At 33.6% G+C, this 26,131-nt stretch carries 24 protein-coding genes; 10 read left to right on the forward strand and 14 right to left on the reverse strand.

Annotated features, from left to right (window positions below; genetic code table 11):
• Window positions 1–13: 13 nt before the first annotated feature.
• Entirely contained in the window at window positions 14–1,555 is a 1,542-nt protein-coding gene (locus tag G7A72_RS08280; protein WP_165152122.1) for a glycine--tRNA ligase, read from the reverse strand.
• Window positions 1,556–1,652: 97 nt separating this feature from the next.
• Here G7A72_RS08280 and G7A72_RS08285 point away from each other — a divergent pair, with 97 nt between their 5' ends.
• Entirely contained in the window at window positions 1,653–2,336 is a 684-nt protein-coding gene (locus G7A72_RS08285; RefSeq protein ID WP_165152123.1) for a ComF family protein, read from the forward strand.
• A gap of 377 nt (window positions 2,337–2,713) precedes the next feature.
• Entirely contained in the window at window positions 2,714–3,322 is a 609-nt protein-coding gene (locus G7A72_RS08290; RefSeq protein ID WP_113664874.1) for a superoxide dismutase, read from the forward strand.
• Window positions 3,323–3,681: 359 nt separating this feature from the next.
• On the opposite strand, the gene G7A72_RS08295 is transcribed toward G7A72_RS08290, so the two are convergent.
• The 4 genes from G7A72_RS08295 to G7A72_RS08310 form a co-directional block, all read right to left on the reverse strand.
• Window positions 3,682–5,580, reverse strand: a complete 1,899-nt coding sequence (locus G7A72_RS08295; RefSeq protein ID WP_165152124.1) for an amidophosphoribosyltransferase — start codon at window positions 5,578–5,580, stop codon at window positions 3,682–3,684.
• 126 nt (window positions 5,581–5,706) lie between these two features.
• Window positions 5,707–6,630, reverse strand: coding sequence for a PfkB family carbohydrate kinase (locus tag G7A72_RS08300; protein ID WP_165152125.1), 924 nt, complete (start codon window positions 6,628–6,630; stop codon window positions 5,707–5,709).
• 204 nt (window positions 6,631–6,834) lie between these two features.
• Window positions 6,835–7,131 (reverse strand): hypothetical protein, encoded by a 297-nt coding sequence (locus G7A72_RS08305; protein ID WP_241258600.1) that lies wholly within the window; start codon window positions 7,129–7,131, stop codon window positions 6,835–6,837.
• Window positions 7,132–7,210: 79 nt separating this feature from the next.
• Window positions 7,211–7,798 (reverse strand): RNA polymerase sigma factor, encoded by a 588-nt coding sequence (locus G7A72_RS08310; RefSeq protein ID WP_165152127.1) that lies wholly within the window; start codon window positions 7,796–7,798, stop codon window positions 7,211–7,213.
• 126 nt (window positions 7,799–7,924) lie between these two features.
• Here G7A72_RS08310 and G7A72_RS08315 point away from each other — a divergent pair, with 126 nt between their 5' ends.
• Window positions 7,925–8,272, forward strand: a complete 348-nt coding sequence (locus G7A72_RS08315) for a DUF6249 domain-containing protein (RefSeq protein WP_165152128.1) — start codon at window positions 7,925–7,927, stop codon at window positions 8,270–8,272.
• Between the two features lie 52 nt (window positions 8,273–8,324).
• Here the strand turns inward: G7A72_RS08315 and rnhA are convergent, their stop codons facing one another.
• Both rnhA and G7A72_RS08325 read right to left on the reverse strand, forming a co-directional pair.
• On the reverse strand, window positions 8,325–8,798 hold the full coding sequence (rnhA, locus tag G7A72_RS08320) for a ribonuclease HI (RefSeq protein WP_165152129.1): 474 nt from the start codon (window positions 8,796–8,798) through the stop codon (window positions 8,325–8,327).
• Window positions 8,799–8,805: 7 nt separating this feature from the next.
• The gene (locus G7A72_RS08325) at window positions 8,806–9,375 is read right to left on the reverse strand and encodes a phosphoribosylglycinamide formyltransferase (RefSeq protein ID WP_165152130.1); all 570 of its coding nucleotides are present in this window, start codon (window positions 9,373–9,375) and stop codon (window positions 8,806–8,808) included.
• 176 nt (window positions 9,376–9,551) lie between these two features.
• On the opposite strand from G7A72_RS08325, the gene G7A72_RS08330 reads away from it, so the two are divergent.
• The 6 genes from G7A72_RS08330 (at window position 9,552) to G7A72_RS08355 (ending at window position 14,942) form a co-directional block, all read left to right on the forward strand.
• Window positions 9,552–9,788: an acyl carrier protein gene (locus G7A72_RS08330; RefSeq protein ID WP_007137004.1), complete on the forward strand. Its 237-nt coding sequence runs from the start codon at window positions 9,552–9,554 to the stop codon at window positions 9,786–9,788.
• A 182-nt stretch (window positions 9,789–9,970) separates the two neighbouring features.
• Window positions 9,971–11,224, forward strand: a complete 1,254-nt coding sequence (gene fabF / locus G7A72_RS08335; RefSeq protein WP_113665460.1) for a beta-ketoacyl-ACP synthase II — start codon at window positions 9,971–9,973, stop codon at window positions 11,222–11,224.
• 6 nt (window positions 11,225–11,230) lie between these two features.
• Window positions 11,231–11,971, forward strand: a complete 741-nt coding sequence (locus G7A72_RS08340) for a ribonuclease III family protein (protein ID WP_165152131.1) — start codon at window positions 11,231–11,233, stop codon at window positions 11,969–11,971.
• A 114-nt stretch (window positions 11,972–12,085) separates the two neighbouring features.
• A complete protein-coding gene (locus G7A72_RS08345; RefSeq protein ID WP_165152132.1) occupies window positions 12,086–12,574 on the forward strand; it encodes an IPExxxVDY family protein in 489 nt (162 codons plus the stop codon).
• Between the two features lie 5 nt (window positions 12,575–12,579).
• A complete protein-coding gene (gene pyk / locus G7A72_RS08350; protein ID WP_113664868.1) occupies window positions 12,580–14,010 on the forward strand; it encodes a pyruvate kinase in 1,431 nt (476 codons plus the stop codon).
• Window positions 14,011–14,171: 161 nt separating this feature from the next.
• Window positions 14,172–14,942, forward strand: a complete 771-nt coding sequence (locus G7A72_RS08355) for a Bax inhibitor-1/YccA family protein (protein ID WP_165152133.1) — start codon at window positions 14,172–14,174, stop codon at window positions 14,940–14,942.
• 55 nt (window positions 14,943–14,997) lie between these two features.
• On the opposite strand, the gene G7A72_RS08360 is transcribed toward G7A72_RS08355, so the two are convergent.
• The 3 genes from G7A72_RS08360 to G7A72_RS08370 form a co-directional block, all read right to left on the reverse strand.
• Window positions 14,998–15,513 (reverse strand): PAS domain-containing protein, encoded by a 516-nt coding sequence (locus G7A72_RS08360; protein ID WP_165152134.1) that lies wholly within the window; start codon window positions 15,511–15,513, stop codon window positions 14,998–15,000.
• A 95-nt stretch (window positions 15,514–15,608) separates the two neighbouring features.
• Window positions 15,609–16,691 carry a DNA polymerase IV gene (gene dinB / locus G7A72_RS08365; RefSeq protein ID WP_165152135.1) on the reverse strand — a complete coding sequence of 361 codons (1,083 nt, stop codon included), beginning with the start codon at window positions 16,689–16,691 and terminating at the stop codon, window positions 15,609–15,611.
• Window positions 16,692–16,736: 45 nt separating this feature from the next.
• Entirely contained in the window at window positions 16,737–18,824 is a 2,088-nt protein-coding gene (locus G7A72_RS08370) for a site-specific recombinase (RefSeq protein WP_165152136.1), read from the reverse strand.
• 297 nt (window positions 18,825–19,121) lie between these two features.
• On the opposite strand from G7A72_RS08370, the gene G7A72_RS08375 reads away from it, so the two are divergent.
• A complete protein-coding gene (locus G7A72_RS08375) occupies window positions 19,122–19,589 on the forward strand; it encodes a CYTH domain-containing protein (RefSeq protein WP_165152137.1) in 468 nt (155 codons plus the stop codon).
• 1 nt (window position 19,590) lies between these two features.
• Here G7A72_RS08375 and G7A72_RS08380 read toward each other — a convergent pair whose 3' ends face one another.
• From G7A72_RS08380 to pgi, 4 genes are all read right to left on the reverse strand, one after another.
• On the reverse strand, window positions 19,591–20,103 hold the full coding sequence (locus G7A72_RS08380; protein WP_113664862.1) for a septal ring lytic transglycosylase RlpA family protein: 513 nt from the start codon (window positions 20,101–20,103) through the stop codon (window positions 19,591–19,593).
• A gap of 82 nt (window positions 20,104–20,185) precedes the next feature.
• On the reverse strand, window positions 20,186–20,608 hold the full coding sequence (locus tag G7A72_RS08385; RefSeq protein ID WP_165152138.1) for a hypothetical protein: 423 nt from the start codon (window positions 20,606–20,608) through the stop codon (window positions 20,186–20,188).
• 94 nt (window positions 20,609–20,702) lie between these two features.
• Window positions 20,703–24,023, reverse strand: coding sequence for a TonB-dependent receptor (locus tag G7A72_RS08390; protein WP_165152139.1), 3,321 nt, complete (start codon window positions 24,021–24,023; stop codon window positions 20,703–20,705).
• A gap of 386 nt (window positions 24,024–24,409) precedes the next feature.
• Window positions 24,410–26,062 (reverse strand): glucose-6-phosphate isomerase, encoded by a 1,653-nt coding sequence (gene pgi / locus G7A72_RS08395; RefSeq protein WP_165152140.1) that lies wholly within the window; start codon window positions 26,060–26,062, stop codon window positions 24,410–24,412.
• Between the last annotated feature and the right edge of the window lie 69 nt (window positions 26,063–26,131).

Here is a 26,131-nt window from a genome sequence, read left to right on the forward strand (position 1 = left end):
AAATCAAAAATAATTACATTTTCATTAACCAGTTTTTCATTGAAACCTCATTCTCGATAATGGATTTCAAGTCTGCAATAGCCACACGATCTTGTTTCATGGTGTCTCTATGACGAATTGTTACCGTTTGATCTTCTATTGTTTGATGGTCAACAGTAATACAAAATGGAGTCCCTAATGCATCTTGTCTTCTATAACGTCTTCCTACCGCATCTTTTTCATCATATGCCACATTGAAATCCCAACGTAAATCGTCAATGATTTTGTGGGCGATTTCTGGTAATCCGTCTTTTTTAACTAATGGTAAAATAGCCGCTTTTGTTGGAGCCAGAACCGAAGGTAATTTCAGTACTGTCCTTGTTGAACCATCTTCTAACGTTTCTTCTTTTAATGAAGTCGCAAAAACTGCCAAAAACATTCTGTCTAATCCTACTGAAGTTTCCACAACATAAGGAACATAATTCTGGTTCAATTCAGCATCAAAATACTGTAATTTTCTACCCGAGAATTGTTCGTGTGCTTTCAAATCGAAATCAGTTCTCGAGTGAATTCCTTCTAATTCTTTGAATCCAAAAGGGAAATTAAACTCAATATCAGCCGCAGCATTCGCATAATGCGCTAATTTTTCGTGATCGTGGAAACGATAATTTTCTCTTCCTAAACCAAGAGATAAATGCCATTTCAAACGAGCTTCTTTCCAGAATTCATAATGCTTCATTTCTTCGCCTGGACGTACAAAAAATTGCATTTCCATTTGTTCAAACTCGCGCATGCGGAAAATAAATTGTCTCGCAACGATTTCATTTCTGAACGCTTTTCCAGTTTGTGCAATTCCAAAAGGAACTTTCATTCTTCCTGATTTTTGAACATTTAAGAAATTGACAAAAATACCTTGAGCGGTTTCCGGACGCAAATATAAATCCATTGCTGAATCTGCTGATGCACCAAGTTTTGTTCCAAACATCAAGTTGAATTGACGCACTTCAGTCCAGTTTCTTGAACCTGATTCCGGACAAGCAATTTCTAATTCTTCGATTAATGCTTTTACATCTTCCAAATCTTCGTTTCCTAAAGAACGCGCCATTCTTTCCAGAATTTCTCTTTCTTTAGCTTTGTACTCCATAACACGAGCATTTGTCGTAACAAATTCCTGTTCGTTGAAAGCATCACCAAAACGAGCACGTGCTTTTTCGATTTCTTTTATTGCTTTTTGATTTAGCTTTTCAGCATAATCTTCAATCAAAACATCGGCTCTATATCTTCTTTTCGAATCTTTGTTGTCAATCAATGGATCATTAAAAGCATCAACGTGGCCAGATGCTTTCCAAGTGGTTGGGTGCATCAATATTGCAGCGTCAAGACCCACAATGTTATCGTTCATTTGAACCATTGCTTTCCACCAATATTCGCGTATGTTCTTTTTTAATTCTACTCCGTTTTGTGCATAATCATAGACTGCACTTAAACCATCGTATATTTCGCTTGACGGAAAAATAAATCCGTATTCTTTTGCGTGCGAAACTACATTCTTAAATAAATCTTCTTGTTTTGCCATAATGATGCAAAAATATAAAAAGTGAACTTAAAAAAAAGAAAATTGTTAAAGATTGAAGCATTGATTTGTCTATTTTTATAAATAAATCCCTGATTACATGTTTGAAAGCATTATTAATCTGTTTTTTCCAAAAGTCTGTTCCGGTTGCAGCTCTTTTTTATTGTCCAATGAAAATGTAATTTGCACGGTTTGCCGACACGAAATTCCGCTGACGAATCATCACTTGAATCCAGAAAATGATGCTTTCAAAAAGTTTTATGGACGAATTCCTGTAATGCATACTTCGGCCTTATTTTATTTTCATAAAAAGGGAATTGTACAGGAGCTCATTCATAATTTAAAATACAAAGGACATGAAGAAATAGGGGCAATTCTTGGCGAATGGTACGCTGAAGATTTAAAAACGATCGATTTATTACAATCTGTTGATGAAATTGTTCCTGTTCCATTGCACCGAAGAAAACTAAAAGAAAGAGGATACAATCAAGTTACTGCTTTTGGAAAAGCACTTTCATCAGGTTTAAATATCGATTATAATGGTTCTATTTTGGTTCGAAATGTGTACTCGAAAACACAATCTAAGAAAAATTTATTAGGCAGGACAGAAGGAATCGAAAGCACTTTTGATGTTTCCTTTACTGAAAAAGACCACAATAAACATTTCCTTTTAATAGATGACGTCATCACAACAGGATCAACACTGGAAGCTTGTTCCAGAGCATTACTGAAAATTCCTGGCGCAAAAATTAGCATTGTATGTATGGCAATGGCGCAATCATAATTTAGAAATTTTGGTTCTAAAACGGGTGTTTAAGACAAAATGACCATTTAAAGCACAACCGCTTTTTAGCCCTGATTACTTCACCTAACTTTTATTCTCATAGGAGTTCAGTGAACTTCGTTTGAAGTGGAAATCCTTTTTATGAGCCTTTTCGGCGAATAAAAAGATTACTTCACTATACTTTTATTTTAATTGGTGTTCAGTGAATTTCATTTGTAGCGGAAAGCAGGAAATAGCTCCTGAAAATAAGTCTGTTACAACTCCAAAGAGCACACTATCAATTAATTTAATGAAATTATAACGAAATAGAATTTCCGTTTCCAAAGTTTAATGTTTAAATTTGAATAAATATTTATAAATCATTAAACAATCATATTATGGCTTTTGAATTACCACAATTACCTTATGCGTATGACGCATTAGAACCTTATATTGATGCGCGCACGATGGAAATTCATCACACGAAACATCACAACGCTTACATTACCAACGTGAATGCTGCAATTGCAGGTACGGATATGGAAGGTAAGACCATCGAAAATATTTTGATTAATCTTGATATGAAAAACATGCCAGTTCGAAACAATGGTGGTGGTTTTTATAATCATAATTTGTTTTGGACGGTTATGACACCAGACGGTGGTGGACTTCCAACTGGAGATTTATTGGCTGCGATTGAAGCTTCTTTTGGAACTTTTGAAGAATTTAAAGCAAGTTTCAGCAAAGCTGGAGCAACACAATTTGGTTCTGGATGGGCTTGGCTTTGTGTTCATAAAGGTGGAAAATTAGAAGTTTGCGGTACTCCAAACCAAGACAATCCATTGATGCCTGGTGTAGGTTGTGGCGGAACTCCAATTTTAGCAATGGATGTTTGGGAACATGCATACTATTTGCATTATCAAAACAGAAGACCCGATTATATTGAGGCTTTTTTCAATGTAATTAACTGGACTGAAGTTTCAAGAAGATTTGCTCTAGAGAAATAGTCTTTTAAGAGATTAGAATATAGAGAATAGACAAAATAACTTAAAAGTTAATTTGTCTATTTTTTTTATGCCTTATAGTTTGCCCACATTTTATATCAAAAAAGACGAATAAACTCTTGGCTTATTCGTCTTTTTTCTATTCTCTTTCTTCTATTCTATTTCTTCTATTCTATTTTCTTTTTACCTCACTTTATTCCAATAAAAAAGGTGGAATCTCTTCCACCCTTTTTGCCCCAAATCTACCATAAACTTAACCTACTAATATTATGGTGACTCAAAATTATAGTAGTTCTCCGTTGCTACCAAATAAATTAGATGAACAACTTAGAAAACCGATTAAAACCCCATCAGGCCAAATATTAATATGCTCTGGCGTCTTTTCCTTCATAAAAGTTCATGAATGCTCGGTTTACTACTCGGTTTCCTCCTGGCGTAGGATAGTCTCCAGTAAAATACCAATCTCCTAAATTCTTAGGACAAGCAATGTGTAAATCTTCTACAGTTTGGAAAATAATTTTCACTTCGGCTTTAATTTCTGGTGAACTCAACATTTCAGCAATTTTATCCGAAACCTCTTGTGCTTCAAAAGGCGCATAAATTGCCGTAACATAATTTACCACTTCACTGTCCTTGAAATTTTCCTGCGCTTTACATTTCGCATACACTTCATCAACAATATGATACAAGTTTCTTTCTTTAAGTAATTCTAATGCTGCTTTGAAAGCCACTAAACCTTCCAGTTTAGCCATGTCAATTCCGTAACAATCCGGATAGCGTATTTGCGGTGCCGATGAAACGACAACAATTCGCTTTGGATTCAAACGATCCATCATTTTGATGATACTCATTTTCAAGGTAGTTCCCCGAACAATACTGTCATCAATAATAACTAAATTATCCGTAGATTTTATAACACCATATGTAACATCATATACGTGAGCAACTAAATCGTCACGACTGCTATCTTCTGTAATAAAGGTTCTAAGTTTCGCATCTTTAATGGCTACTTTTTCCGTACGAATTTTTACTGCTAATAATTCTTGCAGTGATTCCTTCGTTAATGTATTTCTGTTTTGCAGAATATAATTGTTCTTTCTTTGATTCAAGAAATCCTGTGCTGCTTCTACCAATCCGTAGAAAGAAGTTTCAGCCGTATTTGGAATATAAGAGAAAACTGTATTGTCTGTATCTTGATCAATTGATTTCAAAACCGCAGGAAGAATGAGTCTTCCCAGTGTTTTTCTTTCTTGATATATTTCGGCGTCACTCCCTCTGGAGAAATAAATTCGTTCAAAAGAACAGGCTTTCTTAACCGTTGGCGGAAGAATTTCCTGCATAGAAACCGTTCCGTTTTTCTTGATGATTAATGCATTTCCTGGTTCAATTTCCTGAACTTTTTCAAAAGGAACATTGAAAACCGTTTGAATTACCGGTCTTTCTGAGGCCACTACCACTATTTCATCATCTTGATAAAAATAAGCGGGACGAATTCCTGCCGGATCCCTAAATACGAATGAATCACCATGTCCCAAAAGCCCTGCCATTGCATAACCGCCATCTAAATTTTTAGAAGCTCGGGTCAAAATTTTAGCTACATCCAATCGCTCTGCAATAACGGGTGAAGCCTCTCTCTTAGTCAATCCTTCATTTTTACACTCTTGGTACAAATCAGTTACTGCATCATCAAGAAAATGACCAATTTTTTCCATCACTGTTACCGTATCTGCCATTTCTTTTGGATGCTGACCAAGTTCCACTAAACTTTGAAAAAGCTCTTTAACATTCGTCATGTTGAAGTTTCCTGCCAAAATCAAGTTTCTGTGCATCCAGTTATTCTGACGTAAAAAAGGATGAACACTTTCGATGCTGTTTTTTCCAAAAGTTCCGTAACGAACGTGTCCCAAAAACAATTCACCTAAATAAGGAATTTTATGTTTTTGTAACGCCACATCATCTGCGTATTCCGGATGAGCGGCCATTTCCTCATTTATTCTGTCGTTTATTTGAGCAAAAACATCTTGGATTGGTTGCGCGTGATTGGAACGAACACGACTGATGTAGCGTTCTCCTGGTTCCACGTCTAATTTAATACTTGCAAAACCAGCACCATCTTGACCGCGATTGTGTTGCTTTTCCATCAAAAGATACATTTTTTGGATTCCGTAAAATGCCGTTCCGTATTTCTCTTTGTAAAATTCAAGCGGTTTAAGTAATCTAATTAAGGCTATACCACACTCGTGTTTTAAAGCATCGCTCATTGTAAGGTTGTTTGTGTTGTTGTGTTATTCTAAAATAATTTCAACTGAGTAAAAAATGATAAATCAGATGAATTTCCCTGCTAATTTTTGGTAACAAAAAAACCCCGTTTCCGAGGTTTCCATATATTATAATTCTATGTCAAATTGAGTCAGTGATTTGAATTGTTGTAATCTGGACACTACTTCTATTTTCTCTAAATCAACCATTCTTTCGGTTCCAAATTTCTCCACACAAAAGGAAGCCAAATTCGATCCTTGAATAATTGCGTTCTTCATATTTTCGAATGAAATATTTTCGCTCTGCGTTAAATATCCTGCAAATCCTCCGGCAAAAGTATCTCCTGCTCCGGTTGGATCAAAAACTTCTTCAAGTGGTAAAGCTGGCGCAAAGAAAACTTCTTTATTATGAAAAATAAGTGCTCCGTGTTCCCCTTTTTTAATTACAACATATTTAGGTCCCATCGCTTGAATTTTTGCAGCCGCTTTCACTAAAGAATATTCTCCAGAAAGTTGTCTCGCTTCCTCATCATTGATGGTTATTACATCTACACGTTTTATTACGTCCATCAATTCTGGCAACGCACAATCCATCCAAAAATTCATAGTATCTAATACTGTCAATTTAGGTTGAGTCTCCATTTGGTCCAAAACACTGCTTTGTACCAATGGATGTAAGTTTCCTAACATTACTATTTCGGCATTTTTATAGTCTTGAGGAACTTTTGGTTGAAAATCAGCCAAAACGTTTAATTGAGTATCCAATGTATCTCTAGAATTCAAGTCATTGTGATAACGACCACTCCAAAAGAAAGTTTTCCCACCATTTACAACTTCAAGACCAGAAATATCTATGTTTCTTGAGGTCAATAAATCTAAATATTCTTGTGGAAAATCGTCACCAACTACAGAAACTATAGCAGATTGTACATTAAAAAAAGAAGCGGATAGACCGATATAAGTTGCTGCACCACCTAAAATTTTGTCCGTTTTTCCAAATGGAGTTTCAATTGCGTCGAAAGCTACTGTTCCAACAATCAATAATTTATTCATTATATACGTTTCGAATTAAGGCGCAAAGATAGTTTATAAGTTGTAAAGTTGCAAAGAGTCTAAAGCGTAAAGTTTTGCCAATTTATTAATTTGATTTTCATGTAATTAAGTGCGTTTTTTGGACTTTTGGCTACTTTGATCAGACCAAAAAAAATTTATCGTCGAACGATTAGAAACTCTCTATAAAATTGTAAAAAACAAATTTTACAACTGATACTTCTTGTCATAATAATTTTTCAATAATGGTATTTGTACCCAAATCATTAAAGGAACAATTAAAATAGCATAAATTGTGTTTATTGAAAAATGGAACTCTGAAAATATGTTTGAAATATTTACAACATACGAATGAACTATTTCCGAATTATATGACTCATTCCCAAAGGATGCATAGAAAATCAAAGAAATTAAACTCCCTATGATAACAATCCAAATAGTTTTAGAAATCAACGGTGTATAATGTTGAATTTTAATTTTTTCGCCAACTAAAATTTGAGACATTACTTTTGAAGTAAATTCAATTGACGGCGACTCCAAATTGCTTTCCGCCATTATTTTACCTATAAATTTTTCAATGTTTTTATCGCTCTCTCGCATAATAATCCAATATTTCCGGTTCCAATTGCTTTTTTAAAATTACTGCTAACTTTTTTCTACTTCTGAATAACTTTACTTTGACGTTGTTGGAATTAATATCCATAATCTTTGCAATCTCATCTAAATTCTGATCGTCAAAATAATACAACGTTAATAAAAAATTCTCTTCCCTCGATAATAAATTCAGGCAATTCTGAATTGTTTGTTTTCGCTCTTTCTCTTCCAAAGCACTAAAAGCGTTATCCAAAGTTTTAACTAAATTATCTGAAAATTCATCAATTAAAATAGTATTCTCTTCCTTTTTATTCTTTTTCAAACGATCTAAACAAGTATTATAAGCAATTTTATAAATCCATGTAGAAAATTTAGAATCTCCTTTAAACTTATTTAAAGAATTGTAAATTTTGATAAAAGTATCCTGAGAAACCTCTTCGGCTTCTTCTCTGTTTTTAATCATCTTTAGAGCCAAAGTAAAAATCATTTCCTTATAACGATCAACCAATACGCTAAACACATTTGTGTCCCCTTGTATAATATGATTGATATAATGTTGATCACTTAACTTATCCATATACTAGTAAGACGACAATGTCTTTATTAGGGTTACACATATTTTTTTTATTTTTTTTGATAGATATGTAACCTAAATCAAATCTGTTTCGTCATATGAAATATCAATCATTTAAATTATGAAATTATGGGTCCAGAAATTTTAATCCCTTTGAGTTTTTTCCTTATGATCTTTGGAATTGTTTATCTTGTTTATTCTACAAGAAACCGAGAGCGCTTAGCTCTTATTGAAAAAGGCGTAGATGCCAGTATTTTTTTGCAAGGAAAAGACAAAGGCGTTCCTATGTGGAAAGTTTTCATTCTAAATCTAGCTTTTTTATTAATAGGAAGTGGAGTTGGAATTTTTATTGCTTTGCTAATTACAACTTACACCGGGTTGAATGATGGTGCGGTTTATCCTTCAATTATTATCACAATGGCAGGAATTGGTTTACTTGTTGGATTTAACAAGGCTAAAGAATTAGACAAAGAATAAATAATTCTTTTATATAACGTATCAAAAAATATTTTGATACGTTATTGTTTTTTTATTTCGAATCAATTGCTTCATAGAAAGCATCGACAGAAAGTTGTTTTTGCATCGAAGCCATAACGGCTAATTCATCACACCTTTCGTTTTGAACATGATTGTTATGCCCTTTGATCCATTTGAAATCTACCTTGTGTTTTCTGTAAACAACCAGAAAACGCTTCCACAAATCGGAATTTTTCCTATCAATAAATCCTTTTTTTTCCCAACCTAAAACCCATTTTTTAACCACCGAATCAACTACATATTTAGAATCAGAAACCACTAAAACTCTGGTATTCGGATTTTTTAACTTTTCAAGGCCAACAATAACGGCCAGCAATTCCATTCTATTATTGGTAGTTCGACGAAAACCTTCATAGAATTCTTTTTTATACGGTTTCCCTACCCATTCCATCACCACTCCGTAACCGCCATTTCCAGGATTCCCTTTGGCAGCACCATCAGTGTATATATGTACGTCGTGTTCCATTTATGAATTAGGATTTTTGATTTAGGATTCCCGCAATTACTGTTGGGAAATATTTTTGTTCTAATTCATGTATTTTTGCAGCTACTTCTTCCGGCGTTTCATCACCCGCTAAAACAACATTTTGTTGAAAAATAATATTTCCTTCATCATAATTTTCATTTACAAAATGAATGGTAATTCCCGTTTCCTTTTCTCTATTGGCAACAATTGCATTGTGAATGTTCATCCCATACATTCCTTTTCCACCATACTTTGGCAACAATGCAGGATGAATATTTATGATCTTATCCGGATAGGCTGCAATGATATTTTCTGGAAATTTCAACAAAAAACCAGCTAAAACAATCAAATCAGGTTGAATTACGTTTATTTTTTGTAATACTTCACTTTCAAAAAGTTGTTCTTTTGAGAAAATTTGTGTTGGAACCCCATACTTTTTTACTCTTTCAATTACTTTGGCATTTGGGTTGTTTGTGAATACCGCTACCACGGTTCCCAGTTTAGATTGTACAAAATACTTTATGATGTTCTCAGCATTAGTACCCGATCCAGAAGCAAAAAGCACAATTTTTTTCATAACCTAGCATGTTTTAATTGCACAAAAAAAGGCATAAAAAATGAAAATAAATAACATTGTCTCGGGTTTGTTAAAATAAATTTCATAAATTAGATGTCACATTTATTAACTAAATAGTTGTTTTAAAATAAAGTTTTTTATTTTTGCCAACAAATTAAATTCTAAAATTAAAGATTATGTCAGACATTGCATCAAGAGTAAAAGCGATTATCGTAGACAAATTAGGCGTTGACGAAAACGAAGTTGTAACAGAAGCAAGCTTCACTAATGATTTAGGAGCTGACTCATTAGACACTGTCGAGCTTATTATGGAATTCGAAAAAGAATTTGACATCCAAATTCCAGACGATCAAGCAGAAAACATCGCTACTGTAGGTCAAGCAATCTCTTACATCGAGGAAGCTAAAAAATAATAAAGTACACACCCGTTTGCATTTATGTAATCGGGTGTTATTATTTTTTTTAAAAATTAAATTCGAGATTGAATTTCAATCAAAAATATATTTATTGTAATACCCATGGCTCTTTTGTAATAGTAATACAGTAAAGAAAGCATGGGTTTTATTTGTTTAAAGATAACAAAAATAAAGAATTTATGGTATTAAGACGAGTTGTTGTAACAGGTTTAGGCGCTCTTACACCTATTGGAAATAACATTGAAGAATTTTGGAACGGACTTATAAACGGGGTTAGCGGTGCCGCTCCAATAACCTATTTTGATGCTTCAAAATTTAAGACGCAATTTGCCTGCGAATTGAAAAATTTTAATGCTGAAGATTTTTTAGACAGAAAAGAAGCCCGAAAAATGGACCGCTATGCGCAATATGCAATGGTTTCATCGGATGAAGCGGTGCTTGATGCTGGTTTTAATTTCGAAAAATTAGACAAAGACAGAGTTGGAGTTATTTGGGGGTCAGGAATTGGCGGATTAGAAACGTTTCAAATTGAAATGTTGAACTTTGCAGCCGGTGATGGCACACCAAAATTCAATCCTTTCTTTATACCAAAAATGATTTCGGATATTGCCGGTGGCCATATTTCTATAAAATACGGATTCAGAGGTCCGAACTTTACCACTGTTTCAGCTTGTGCTTCTTCCACAAATGCTATTATTGATGCTTTCAACTACATTCGATTAGGTCATGCGGATGCCATGGTCACTGGAGGATCTGAAGCAGCAGTAACAATAGCCGGAATGGGAGGTTTTAATGCTATGCACGCTTTATCTACCAGAAACGATGATCCTAAAACTGCTTCAAGACCAATGGATAAAGATCGCGATGGTTTTGTCTTAGGCGAAGGAGCCGGAGCATTAGTACTCGAAGAATACGAACATGCAATAGCACGTGGAGCAAAAATTTATTGTGAAGTAGGTGGTGGCGGAATGTCAGCTGATGCGTATCACATTACTGCACCACATCCTGAAGGATTAGGTGCTAAAAATGTAATGTTGAACTGTTTAAGAGATGCCGGTTTGCAAGCAACTGATGTTGATGGTGTAAATATGCACGGAACTTCAACACCACTTGGTGACATGGCGGAATCTAAGGCAATATTACATGTTTTTGGCGAACATGCTTACACGATGAACTTAAATTCAACTAAATCCATGACGGGCCATTTACTTGGAGCAGCGGGAGCAGTCGAAACCATTTCTTCGATTCTTTCCCTGAAACATGGAATAGTACCTCCTACCATTAATCATTTTACAGATGATGAAAACATAGATTCTAAACTAAACTTTACATTTAATAAAGCTCAGAAAAGAGACATGAATGTTGTGATGAGTAATACTTTCGGTTTTGGAGGTCACAATGCTTGTGTATTGGTTAAAAAATTAGAAATCTAATTATATATGCGTATAATCAGAAAAATATTTTCAAAATCCCGTTCTACAGAAGACGGGATTTTTTTTGATTCTATTCAGAAAATCTTAGGATTTGCTCCCGTAAATCTTGATTTTTATAAAAAAGCATTTACCCATCGCTCCTCAAATCGCCTCGATATTTTAGGAAATCCAATCAATTACGAACGTTTAGAATTTTTGGGTGACGCTATGTTAAGCTCTGTTATTGCTGCTCATTTATTCAATAAAGCACCCGCAGGTGACGAAGGTTATTTGACTAAAATGCGCTCTAAAATTGTGAGCCGAGAACACTTGAACGAATTGGGAAAAGATCTAAATCTAGTCCAATACATTGAAAGCAAAGTGCCGCTGCAGCATTTTGGCGAAAACATTCATGGTAATATTTTTGAATCATTAGTCGGAGCAATTTACCTAGACCGAGGTTATGTGTATTGCGAAAAATTCATTCAAAAAAGAGTTATAGTTCCTTACGTAGACATTGCAAGACTGGAAGGAAAAGTAATCAGCTACAAAAGTCTGATTATAGAATGGTGTCAAAAAGAGAAAAAAATATTTCATTATGATATTTTTGAAGACAATGCCATTGACGGACAACGGCTGTTTGGTGTAAAACTGAGCATCGATAGTAAAGTAATTGCAAAAGCAAGAGCAACTTCTAAAAAGAAGGCAGAAGAAAAAGCATCCCAACGTGCTTATTTTGCATTTCAAGAAAAAATGGATAGAAAATAATCCCAATTTTAATAAAACTATATCGTTTTCGTTCATAAATTAACAAAAACAACACGTTTTGAGGGGCTTATACTTCGTTAGAAATACTATATTTACATCTTATTTTTTCATGAAATGGCTATTCATAAACTGGATCTTGGCGAATTTGACGAAATAGATTACTATCTTATTGCAATTCATACTTCCTTAGAAGACTATCGATTGGCATTTTTTATTAATCAAAAGCTGCCTATAAACCTAAGTAAAAGTGAGAATGAAATTCAAATCAATATAAAAGAAGGAGAGACTAATTTTTCCCGATTTTATTACAATGATATGGAAAGTGCCATTACCTGGAATTTAATTCAAAATAAAAACGAGGTGGTCCAATATAAAAAAGGAACTACTCAAAATCTATTTTTGGACGTAGCAATGGAAGTGGCAACAAAAGTCTTTTTACTTCCTGAGTTTAAAAAAGTAGACTATTTTTTAAAAATAGAAAACAATGACGATGCTATGGATGTGTCCAAAATTCAGCTCCTATTAAATACCATAGACAGCATATCAACTGTTTATATAGTAGATACAAATCAAATCAAATCTAAAAACAATTTAATTTTTTAATACAAATGCTTACAAACAAAAAAACTAAAATTGTAGCCACACTTGGGCCTGCATGTAGTACAAGAGAAATCATTAAAGACATGATTGACGCAGGCGTGAATGTGTTCCGAGTGAATTTTTCGCATGCTGATTACGAAGATGTAAAAGAAAAGATAAACATTATCCGAGGCTTAAACGAAGAGTTTGGCTACACTACAGCAATCCTTGGTGATTTACAAGGTCCTAAACTTCGTGTTGGAGTTATGGAAGAAGGTGTTGTAGTACAGGACGGTGACTTAATTACTTTCACAACTGCTGAAGACATCCTTGGAACTGCAAAGAAAGTATTCATGAAATATCAAAACTTTCCAAACGATGTAAATCCAGGAGAAAGAATTTTGCTTGATGATGGTAAACTAATTTTTGAAATCGTTGAGACTGATAAAAAATCAGAAGTTATAGCAAGAGTAATTCAAGGTGGTGAATTGAAATCTAAAAAAGGAGTTAATTTACCAAATACCAAAATATCTCTTCCAGCAATGACTGAGAAAGATATTGCAGATGCTATTTTTGCCATTGGACAAAATGTAGACTGGATTGCATTATCTTTTGTAAAAACACCAAGAGATTTACAAGATTTACAGGAATTAATTGCAGAACATTCCGAATATAAAATTCCAATCATTGCCAAAATAGAAATGCCGGAAGCATTAGAAAATATCGACAAAATTGTTGCGTATTGTGATGCTTTAATGGTTGCTCGTGGAGATTTAGGAGTTGAACTTCCTGCTCATGAAGTACCTTTAGTTCAAAAAGAGTTGATTCGCAGAGCTAAAACAGCTCGTATTCCAGTAATTGTTGCTACGCAAATGATGGAAACAATGATTACTTCACTTACACCTACCCGTGCAGAAGTAAATGACGTTGCCAACTCCGTTATGGATGGTGCAGATGCAGTAATGCTTTCTGGAGAAACAGCTACCGGTAATTATCCGGTTCAGGTTATTCAAAAAATGACTCAAATCATTGAAGCTGTAGAAGATTCTCCGCTAATTCAAGTGCCACAAAACACACCTCAAATAAAAACAAAACGTTTTATCACCAAAACAATTTGTCATCACGCTGCGACAATGGCAAACGTTATCAAAGCGAAAGCAATTTGCACGTTGACAAATAGTGGTTACACTGCTTTCCAAATTTCAGCTTGGAGACCTAATGCACACATTTTAGTTTTTACATCTAACAAAAGAATCCTTACCCAACTTAATTTATTATGGGGCGTAAAATCTTTCATGTACACTAAAGATGTAAGTACAGATGATACTGTAACGGATATCAATGAAATTGTAAAAGAAAAAGGCTTTGTACAAAAAGGAGATTTCCTTATCAATTTAGCAGCTATGCCTATCAAAGATAAAGGAATGGTAAATACCTTGAGAGTATCTGAAATTGAATAGCAAGTGCTATTGAAAAATATTTAAAAGTCTGTCTCGTTTGAAAATGAGACAGACTTTTTGTTTTAAAGACATTTTAAGATTCATCATAAAAAATTAGGAAAAATTACACGGTCTTCTATTAAATAAAATTTATATTTGGTAGAACAAAAAATATAATAATTATGAGTTTTAATTCTAAAAATCCATTTTTAAATAACAAAACTTTTTCCACTGCCGTTTCAAAAAATGAGCAAGTGCATCAAGCTACCGTCATTGATTACAATCAAGAGATGACTTTATCAGGAACAATCAATAAAAGTTTAATCTTATTTTTACTTCTCACCGCTTCTGCAACCGTAATCTGGTGGTTAACTTTTAACGGAATGAATCCTTTGGCTCCTGCTATTGGCGGTGCTGTTGTTGGATTAGTTTTAGTGCTTATTGCTGCTTTCAAACCTCAATATTCTCCTTATTTAGCTCCTGGATATGCCTTATTCGAAGGATTATTTATTGGAGGAATTTCAGCAATATTCGAAGCAATGTATCCTGGAATAGTAATTCAAGCTGTAGGTGCAACATTTGTGACTTTTATGGTTTGTCTGGGATTATATAAGTATAAAATTGTTAAAGTAACCGAACAATTCAAATCAGTGGTAGTCGCTGCAACTTTAGCTATTGCAACGTATTACCTTATCTCTTGGGTGTTTTCTATGTTTACGAGTTTTGTTCCTGTGCATTATGGAAACTCCATGATGAGCATTGGAATTAGCATTTTTGTTATTGTGATTGCTGCCTTAAATCTGTTTTTAGATTTTGATCGAATAGAAAAAGGAGCTGAACAAAAAATGCCAAAATACATGGAATGGTATGGTGCTATGGGACTAATGATAACATTGGTTTGGTTGTATATAGAATTTTTAAGATTGCTTTCTAAATTAAATAGTAAAAGCTAATTCCATAAATTAGCATAAAAGAAAAAACCTTTCAGAACTTGAAAGGTTTTTTCTTTTATGCAGCTTTCTCAAAAGCGATGTAATGACTTAAATCACCTTTAGTATTAAAAACAGGATATCCTTTTATCAAACAAGCATATACTTCTCCGTTCTTTTTATAATTCATTACAACTTTCTCAAAAGGTTTATGATCTAATATGGCTAGTCGAATTTCGTTTGAAGTAATTTGATTTGTCGCTTCACCTTGAAACATTTTTGGACTTTTACCTAAAATCTCTGCTTCTACATACCCGTTCATTTTTACGATATTCTGGGATGCAAAAACAATCTTCAATTTAGCATCAGTAACAATTATCACTTCATCTTTGAGACTATTTTCTATATCCCAGTTATTCTGAGTCCATTTGTTTTGGGAAGCAATTGAATTTAGTTTCTTTAAATCCAGGAAAAAACTTTTTACAGCAGTCAAAAATTCATTGTGAAAATCCCAACAAAAAATTGGAGCTGTTCTTACACTCAAACCATTGTGATACACCGCAATAGCCTCTTCATATTGTCTAAAATTATTCATGATATTTCGATTTAAAAAACCAAATGTAATTTTATTTATAACGATAAAACAACAATTTTAAGACTTTAACCATTGTTGAACGGTCAAACAATTAATTAAAAGTCGAATTTTAACTGCACCACCACAAACTTTTTATCCTCAGTATTCAAATTATTCAATGAAATTCCGAGTAAACGCACAGAATCTTTCATGCGCTCCTGATACAACAACTCCTTTACAATTTCTAAAATTAGTACTTTATCAGAAATGAAATATGGCAATGTTTTACTCCTGGTTTGTTGTGAAAAATCACTGTATTTTATTTTTAATGTCACTGTTTTACCAGCCACATTATACCTTTTTAATCTTTTCTCCAATGCAGTCGCAATAACTTCCAATTTCTCTATCATAAAAATTTCAGATGAAAGATTGTTATCAAAAGTATGTTCTGCAGCAACTGATTTTGTGATTCGATCTGATTTCACTGCGCTATTATGAACGCCTCGCACCACATGATAATAAAAAACTCCTGACTTTCCAAAATGCTTCTCCAGAAACTCTACCGATTTACTTTTTAATTCCAAACCAGTAAAAATACCCAGTTGGTACATTTTTTCGGTGGTCACTTTTCCCACACCATGAAACTTCCGAATAGGCAGTTCCTCCAAAAACGAGATTACTTCATCAGGATTTACCGTTTTTTGCCCGTTAGGTTTGTTGTAATCGCTGGCAATTTTTGCCACAAACTTATTGACTGATATCCCTGCAGAAGCGGTCAAACCTACTTCGTCAAAAATGCGCTTCCTTATTTCTTGTGCCAATAACGTAGCACTTGGATTTCCTTTTTTATTAGTAGTAACATCTAAATAAGCTTCATCAAGCGATAAAGGCTCCACCAAATCCGTATACTCGTAAAATATCTTTTGAATTTTACTTGAAATTTCCTTGTAACGATCAAAACGTGGCTTGACGAAAATAAGTTCCGGACAATTTTTCTTAGCCATAACTCCACTTATAGCGCTTCTGACACCAAATTTCCTCGCCTCATAACTTGCCGCTGCCACCACACCGCGATTTTCCGATCCACCTACCGCAATAGGTCTCCCTCGCAGCAATGGATTGTCCATTTGCTCTACCGATGCATAGAAAGCATCCATATCTACGTGTATAATTTTTCTATTTAGAATTGATTCCTGCATCTTAAACGAATTGGCACACCGTTCTTATTTCATTTCTTCTACACACTAAGACTTTTTTGGTTCGTCCGATTGTAAATAATTTTCAACCACAACTGATTTACTTTTCTTTTCTGTGGGAAAAAAGAAACTAATGGGTCTCGATTTAAAATGATTCCAAATGGAAACCGTAACAAATCGCAATTCAAACAACGAAATAGCCCGCGAACGGAATGCAAGACCTAATGAAAGACTGAAACTTACCATAAAGTTCACTAAACCTATGATTCCAATTCCAAAAATACCCCAGAATAACATGGAATCACTCACTTCATAATTTGCTCCATATAATGCTAGAGCCAAGTTTCCACTGCCAAAAGTGATGTGTCGAATGTCGAGATTTAATCCCAGAAACAATCCCACTGAAGCTGTACTTCCCATAAATATTCCAAACCAAAAATTTGAAATAATACCTGCCCATCTTTTTTCATACAGTTTGGCTAATTTCACAGTTCTCGTTTTTCCGAAATTTCTTTTAAGGAAAGGATGTTCAGTAATCCTAAAATAAACCTGATTGTGTTTGTCTCTATTTGCAACGCTGCCTGAAATAATACCAGATAAAAACAGAAAAACTCCTGCAATAGCTGCATGAAAAATTGCTAACGAATGTATTGGACTCAAATCAATCAATAAAGATTCCCATTTAGTTGCAGCAATATTGTAATGTAAGAAATAATCAATCAACCAAATTCCAAGTAATGAAACTGGAAAAGCCATAATCACATTTCCAACAAACGCAATAAACTGTGAGCGAAAAACCCGAGCAAAAAGAATGGCAAAGGCTTTATATTTTTCAGCATCTTTTCCTTTTTTCAGGACTCCTTCCTCTAGCGCTTTAATCAATGCAGAAGCCGTCATTGCAGGTTGTTTTGTTGCCAAAGTAAATCCCAAAAGATAAATAGCTATAAAACCAATCGCATAGTTCATACTATAAAGAAATGCATGTCCAAAAAAACTGGTGTCGGCCTTAGAGAGCAGAACCTTAATAATACATAATATCCCCACAATGAAACCACCACCTAATGCGGTTCTGAACATTTTAAAATACTCACCACGACTATCAGTGATATAATGTTCACCTGTTTTAGCTGTGTGTTGTGTAATTTCATAAGAAATCAATTGAGTGCTTTCACTAACAAATTTTCGAACATTATTTTTATAACAATTGAATTTTATCAACCGTAACGCCAATATAATTCCATTATTTTTTTTGTCCTTTTCTTTGTCAACAATCAGCAACGAAATTAGAAATTTTAGCCGTTCTAATTGCTGTCTAATTTTAAGTAAATTCTGATTTACACGAAGTGAAATTCCGTATTTTGAACTGTTATGAAATGCTTTCTCGACAAAACCTTCGCACTGCTTATGCAAAACCAACAACTGCGCATACGATAAATCGTCCGATACAATATAATGTCTATCCGAACTTCTAATCCGTTCTTCAATTAGGAATAATTCCTTTTCAAAAGCTGAAAACGGACTCTCAAGATCATCAAATTCCGGTACCATTTTGATCACATCCGTCTCCATAGCACGCCCACTGATTCGTTGTGTGAGTAAATGCATAGCAGTTAATAATTCAGACAAAACAGAGGTAGGTTCCGTACTATCATAAATGGATTTAAATTTCAAAAGATCATATAATTCTTCCAACTGACTTAGTGGAATTTTGTTGATCCAAATACCGTCATTCGCAAGATAAAAAACTTGATTGAGAATATATTCTAAAGTATCTTTTTGGGGTTGATACGGCAAAAATCTAGCGAAAATTCGTTTTTGGACTTCAAAAATAAAATCTACATCCTGAAGAATTGCAGCATCAGCAAGAATTTTATTAAACTTTCTATCCTTTAAAATATCTTTGAGATATATAGAAAACTGTTTGCGACACGAAAAATTCTCCTTCAAAAAAGTAATGATCTCTTCTAAATCTACCCTTTGTACATTTTTGATTTTCAAAGGTCGCACTAAACGAATTAATTCAACAAGAGGCTCTAGAGTATCATTTGTTTCGCGCCATGATTGTGCTTCACCAAAAAACTCAGTTAAAAGTCCAGCAATGGTTGGTTTTGGTGTTCCTTTGAAAAATGCCTTCATTAGTTACATTCAATTTTTGTAAAAATACAAATCGGAAAACAAACTACTGTAACTTATTGATAAAATTACGGCTTGTAAAACAGAATCAGTAATCAAAATCTAATAAAGTAAAAATTTTAATACCTTTGAATCTTAAGAGACATCAAATTAAATCAGAAATCATAAACTGAAAACAATGTTTTATTTTAAAAGTAACACAAAAAGCTTCTTTTTTAAAACATAAAATTTCTATACCGGAATAAAAAAAAAATCCCACAGCAGAATTGAAAAAAAAATTTCTGTACTTATTTATAAAAAATGATTGAAATAGAAAGAAAATTTTTGGTTAAAAACGATTCCTTTAAGAAAGAAGCTTTCGCAAGAAATCACATTGCGCAAGGGTATTTAAGTTCTGCTCCAGAGCGCACTGTTCGGGTTCGTATAAAAGGTGAAAAAGGTTTTTTGACGATAAAAGGAGCCTCAAATGACAGCGGATTGTCCAGATTTGAATGGGAAACAGAAATCCCAGTCTCCGAAGCTGAATCACTATTGCTTTTATGCGAGAAAGGCGTTATCGATAAAACCCGCTTTGAAATAAAACAGGGCAATCATGTATTTGAAGTAGACGAGTTTTACAGCGATAATGAAGGTTTGATTATTGCAGAAATTGAACTAGATTCTGAAAACGACACCTTTGAAAAACCAGATTGGCTGGGAAAAGAAGTAACGGGTGACATCCGATATTACAATGCCTATTTAAGCAAAAACCCATTCAAAAATTGGTGATCTACTTGTCCATTACTTCAATGGTTACCAGCATTCCCCCACTTCCCTTATTTGAAGTAATATCCATAAAAGCCCGCTTGGTAAGATCAATTTCTCGGGATTTGACAAAAGGACCCCTATCCGTAATTTCTACAATTACCCATTTTCCATTTTTTTCATTAGTAACTCTTACTTTTGTTCCAAAAGGTAGTTTTTTGTGTGCTGCCGTATATTTATCATTATCAAATTTCCTACCGCTGGTAGTTTTTCTTCCATTAAATTTATCTGCATAATAGGATGCATGCGCCTCTTTCTTGAAAGGTTTGAAAACACCTAAAACGCTAACTAAAGAATCTAGTTTCTTTTCTTGGTTTAAAATAGAACTTTTATTTTTTTTAATGGAGTCTTTTTGGACAACAGCTTTTTGAACAACAGCTTTTTGAACCAAAGATCTCTGCTTATCAGAAGCTGCACTTTGACTGTTGACCGAATTGATAAAAATAATTAAAAGAAGTAAAGTAATTGATTTTTTCATATCTATTTTGTTTTAGTTAACTCTATTTTACAAAAACCATACCTAGAAAAAAAAAGCTCTATTTCTAGAGCTATTTTGGGTTTTACAACCACATATTCCAAGGGATTCTACTCAAAATAAGTACTAAACCTAAACCGTAAAAAATAGAAAAAGTTTTAAATTTTGATTCACTTGTCAATAATTTTTTATGCTTAGACCAACCAATTGTTATTAAAGCAATCGCAATAATATTGATTAACGGATGCTCTAAAGATGTTAACCGCAATGCTTTGTCAGCCATTTGTCCAAATGACGCGAATCCTAAAGGAGACACAAAGTATAAAATGATACCAACTAATAACTGGATGTGAATTGCAATTAAGGCGAACAATGCAATTTTTCGATCTTTTGAAGTGAAATCTTTTTTAGAAAACATTCCAATAAAGGAATTAACTACCGCAACCACTAATACTAAAAGTGCTAAATAAGCCCAACCAGAATGAAATTTTTGAATGAAATCGTACATAAATACTGTTTTTGTTTTAACAAATATAAGAAAAAAAGGTATAAAAAAAACCACGCATAAAAGCGTGGTTTTTTATTTTTATAATTTTAAAGTATTATTTACCAAAAATATATCTAAGTGTAAATTGTGCTTGCCAAACATCGAAAGTTGAAGCATTTTTCTGGAAAGTATCTTTTATTAAAACTCTACTTCCATCAGCCTCTACTTGAGTTGCTAATTTATAAAAAGGAACATTTGCAGCCGTTGTATTATAATTTAAAACATTCGCATTTGTTACTCTTTGTGTAACACCCCAATCTTTATTAATGAAATTAGTAAAGTTCAAGATATCAGCTCTAAATTGGAAGTTGTTCTTTTTACCAGCTATTGTGATATAAAAATCTTGAGTTGCTGATAAGTCTAATCTATGCAACATAGGTAAAACTCCACCATTTCTTTCAGCATACTGACCTCTTCTTGTAGAAAGATATTTATCTTGATTAATATAAAGGTCATAAGCACTAACTTGCTGTGCTGGTGTATAAACTATTACGTTCCCTGCTGGAGTTCCTCTTAAAGCAGAATTTAAATCCGACGCTATTATATTCGAAAATTGAATATCTGATGCTTTCAATGGGACAAAAATTAAATCATTATTGTTAACTCTATCACCATTCATATCACCACCGTAAGAATAAGAAAATGGTCCAGCTTGTTCTCCAATATACCCTAAGTTGATAGAAGTCGCTGCTCCTACATTTTTACCATATTCAATTTTGTATCCTATGATACCAACCAATCTGTGTGGCGTGTTATTGTTAGATAATGCTAATGGTAAATTGTTATTACCGTTTACAGATCTAGCGCCAGTCCATGAACCAGAGGCAATAGAGCCAGGAGATAATAAATCATTAGCACTTGAATGCGTATATGCGAAAGATCCCCAAAGTCCTTTTTTATAAGGATATTCTAGTTTAAAAGTTGTAGAGTAGAAAGTTCCTCTGTCAGTATTTGTTAAAACAACTGCACTAGATACATTGTCATTTATACGAACACCTGCATCAGTACGAGCGTATCTTGGTCTGTTATCAGGACCACTGAAAGTTCCAACCGGTGCATCAAAATTAGCATTGTAATAATGTATTGCATTGATGTTTCTTTGAAAAATCCCTTCAATTGTTCCTACAAAACCAAAAGGAAGTTTTTGATCAACTGCTATATTGGTTTTCCAAACTTGTGGAAATTTAAATTTTTTATCAGTAAATGCCAATTCAAACGTAGTAGGAAGAGTTGGAGTTTCCGGAATAAAATAATCATTAGGATTTGGTGTAAAACCATACCCGCCTGAAGCTAGTGCTGGTCCACTTACGTCTACAAAACCTGTAAGTACACCATTATTTCCAATAGCATTAGACAAATAAACTGAAGGTGCTCTACCTGTAAAAACACCACTACCTCCACGAAGTAATGTACTCGCATCACCTTTTAAGTCTAAGTTGAAACCAACTCTTGGTTCAAACAAATACTGAGTATCAGGCATGTCACCAGTATTAAATTTTTGTCCTTGTCCAAAAGTTAAAGCTGTTACTGCAGGATTTTCAAGAGCTGTATCAGCAAACCAAACTGCTGTTGCACGAAGTCCTACTGTTAATTTAAACCTGTCGCTCAATTTCATTTCATCTTGAGTATATAAATCTAATTTATTAGACTTGAATATTTGCAATGGCTCTGCAGCTCCTGGCAAAGCAGAATATCTAAATTGAAAACGTGCAGGAAGGGCAGTTGTTGATGGGATTCCTGCTGTGTTTGCAGATTGATTAGCAGCTGCATAAAAGTCAGTAAGTGAATTAAAAGTATAAACACCATTAGATCCTGAGAAAAACAAGTTACTTGATTTGAAATACTCAAAGTTAGCTCCAAATAACAATGAATGTTTCCCAATAGTTTTAGTCAAATTATCTGTAAAGTGTAATGTAGAATACGAAAGTTTGTTTCCTTGAGTAAAAGGATCTAAACCTGCTGAAATAAAAGTATTTGAACCATTTAAGATATCAATTGTTGGAAACAAACCACCACCTTGTAAGGCTCTATCTTCAATTTGTTTGTCGTAACCAGCGATAAAGTTGTTGTACCAAGAATTGCTTAATTTACTATTCAATTCTAAAACAGCTGATCTAGTATTATCTAAAATAACATAACCACTATTCTTGAAAGACATTGCAAGCGGACTTGTTCTTCTATTTCCAAAACCTAATGAATTAGAGTTTGAAGTTAATTCATCCGAATTAGAGTCATGAAAAACGTAACGAGCTGTTAATTGATGATTGTCATTAATATTCCAGTCAAGTCTTGCAAGGAATTTTTTTGAAATTCTCTCCGCATCATAATTTTCCCAAGGACCAGTCGTATAATTGAACTTGTCTTGTAAGAAAGTAGAAAGTGTTTGCATTTGCGCAAAAGTAGGTGCAGAAACCTGAGCACTTGCTTGTGGAGAACCCGTAGATGTCCAAGTTGTAGCTGGGCTTATGTTTTCTAATGTTTCAAAATTTCCAAAGAAAAATAATTTATCCTTAATGATTGGCGCTCCTATTCTAGCTCCCCAAATTTTTTCTTCAAATTTTCCAGGAATAACTACTCTGTCTCCAGCTTTAGTTCCTATAAAATCTTTTTTATTGCTACGGAATGAATTATAAACCGATCCCTCAACTTCATTTGTTCCACTTTTAGTAACTGCATTTATTCCTGATCCTAAAAACCCTGACTGACGCACATCATAAGGAGCAATACTTACTTGTAATTGTTCGATAGCATCTAAAGAGATAGCTGTAGAACCAGTTCTTCCTCCTGCTTGTGAATCACTACCTAAACCAAAACCATTATTGAATACAGAACCATCAATAGTAAAGTTATTTAATCTTGAATCCTGTCCTCCAAAAGTACCATTACTACCTGCATTGGCATTGTACTTGGTGATTGAATTTATTGAACGTGCTCCAGTTACAGGAACAGCTGTGATTTCTCTGTTTGAAAACTGTTGAGAAGCTCCAGTTCTTCCTTTATTAAAATTCCCTTTCGATTTTGTAGAAACAATTACTTCATTCAAAGCATTTGATTCTTCTTCTATAACAATATTCACAGTCAAATTATTTCCTAAAGGAGCATTGATTTCTGTAATTTCTGTTGTTTTATAACCAACATAAGTTACTTTAACAGTGTAAGGACCACCTGGTCTAATTCCTTGAACAGCATACCCTCCATTATAATCTGTAGTTGAATAATATTTAGTCCCAGTTGGATTGTGTCGAACCTCAACTGAAGCACCTGGAAGGGTCTCTCCAGAATTTGATTTAACAGTACCAGACATAGCAGAACTAGTAACCTGCGAGTGTCCTACAGCTGATAAAAAAATAATCAAAATAAAAATAATTCTTTTCATTTTTGTTTCTTGTTTAGTTTAAAAATATTTGGCAAAAATATAACATTTTTACTTTAAAAAGTTAACACAACGTTAAGAATGGCGTTAATTATTAGCTGGACATTTCACTTAAAACATTTTTTGCCGTATTTTAAGTGAATAAAATAGTTTTCAATAGATATAAATGATTTTTATTGAATAATTCACATATAATTTTCAATATTCAACATTAAAAAAATTAATATATATTTAAAAAAACTATTATAACAGAGTCACTTACCCACAAAAAAACCCTGATTTAAGTTAAATCAAGGTTTTTGAGACTTTTAAACTACTAAAAAGAGGAGTAAAATCGAAATCTTATGAAAAATTCATAAAATTTTAAGTATTAATTTCAAAAATCAATACTACTTATTTAACAAAAAATGATTTAGCAAAAAAGTTGTGGAACTGTCATGACTATTAACCGTTTTTGTATTAATTTCATCCAAAATAGAGTTTGCTAATTGTTTTCCCAACTCAACTCCCCACTGATCAAAACTAAAAATATTCCAAATAACACCTTGCACAAAAATCTTATGCTCATACATAGCAATCAATGAACCTAACGTTTTTGGTGACAACTTTTGGATTAAAATAGTATTCGTTGGCTTATTCCCTGAGAAAACTTTAAACGGTAAAAGAAATTTAGCTTTTTCCTCTGAAACTCCTTGTTTATCAAATTCTGCTTGAACTTGCTCTTCTGATTTTCCATGCATTAAAGCTTCCGTTTGAGCAAAAAAGTTAGACATCAATTTATCATGATGATCATTGTCTCCATATAAAGGAGTTATAAATCCAATAAAATCTGCAGGAATCAATTTCGTTCCCTGATGAATTAACTGAAAAAAAGCGTGTTGTGCATTCGTTCCTGGTTCTCCCCAAATAATAGTTCCCGTTTGGTAGTTGACTGGCTTGCCATCTCGACCTACACTTTTACCATTACTTTCCATAGTTCCTTGTTGCAAGTAAGGCGCTAATTTTTGTAAATATTGTGTGTACGGAATCAAGGCTTCACTTTCGGCACCAAAAAAATTATTGTACCAGATGCTCAATAATGCCAAGATAACGGGCATATTTTTATCAAATTCTTCCGTCTTGAAATGCTCGTCCATTTCATTAGCTCCTTGTAGCAATTCATCAAAGTTGTCGTATCCAACAGCTAAACTTATCGTAAGTCCAACAGCACTCCACAAAGAGAATCTTCCGCCAACCCAATCCCACATTGGGAAAACATTGTCCGGGTTAATTCCAAACTCAGTTACTTTTTGAATATTAGTCGAAACTGCGACAAAATGTTTAGCAATATCTTCTTGTGTTGTGCCAAAGTCTTTTGACAAAAACCATTTTCTGATTGTTTCAGAATTAGTCAACGTTTCTTGTGTGGTGAATGTCTTGGAAACAATTACAAATAAAGTAGTTTCCGGATTTAGCTTTTTTATAATCTCATTAACATGATCACCGTCCACATTTGAAACAAAATGAACATTAAGATGATTTTTATAGAATTGCAACGCCTCAACTGCCATCGCGGGACCTAAATCAGAACCTCCAATACCAATATTAACTACATCCGTAAATGCTTTGCCGGTAAAACCTGTTCTTTCCCCAGAAGTAACCTCGTTCGTAAATGCTTTTATTTTATTTTTTACTTCATAAATTTCAGGAATCACATCAATTGCTTCCACTTTAACAACTGCAGACTGACTGGCACGTAATGCTGTATGAAGTACCGCTCTATTTTCTGTTTGATTAATTATTGCTCCTTCAAAATAATCAGCAATGGCGCTTTTAAGCCCAACTTCATCAGCCAATTCTAACAACAACTGAATCGTATCCGTATTGATAATGTTTTTAGAATAATCTATTAAAAAATCATTCCACTGTAAATTAAATGTGTTCGCTCTCGAAGGATCCAATTGAAATAATTCTTGCATCGAAGCTTTTTGCATTTCGTTGTAATGCAATTCAAGTTTCTTCCAAGCATTTGTTTCCGTTGGGTTTATAGTATTTAAAGCCATTATAAAGGATTTGTAGTATTGTTAAAATTGGGACAAAAATACTCAAATTTGTTTTAATGGAAAATGGGT

This window comes from Flavobacterium sp. Sr18 (assembly GCF_011064265.1).
GTDB lineage: Bacteria > Bacteroidota > Bacteroidia > Flavobacteriales > Flavobacteriaceae > Flavobacterium > Flavobacterium petrolei.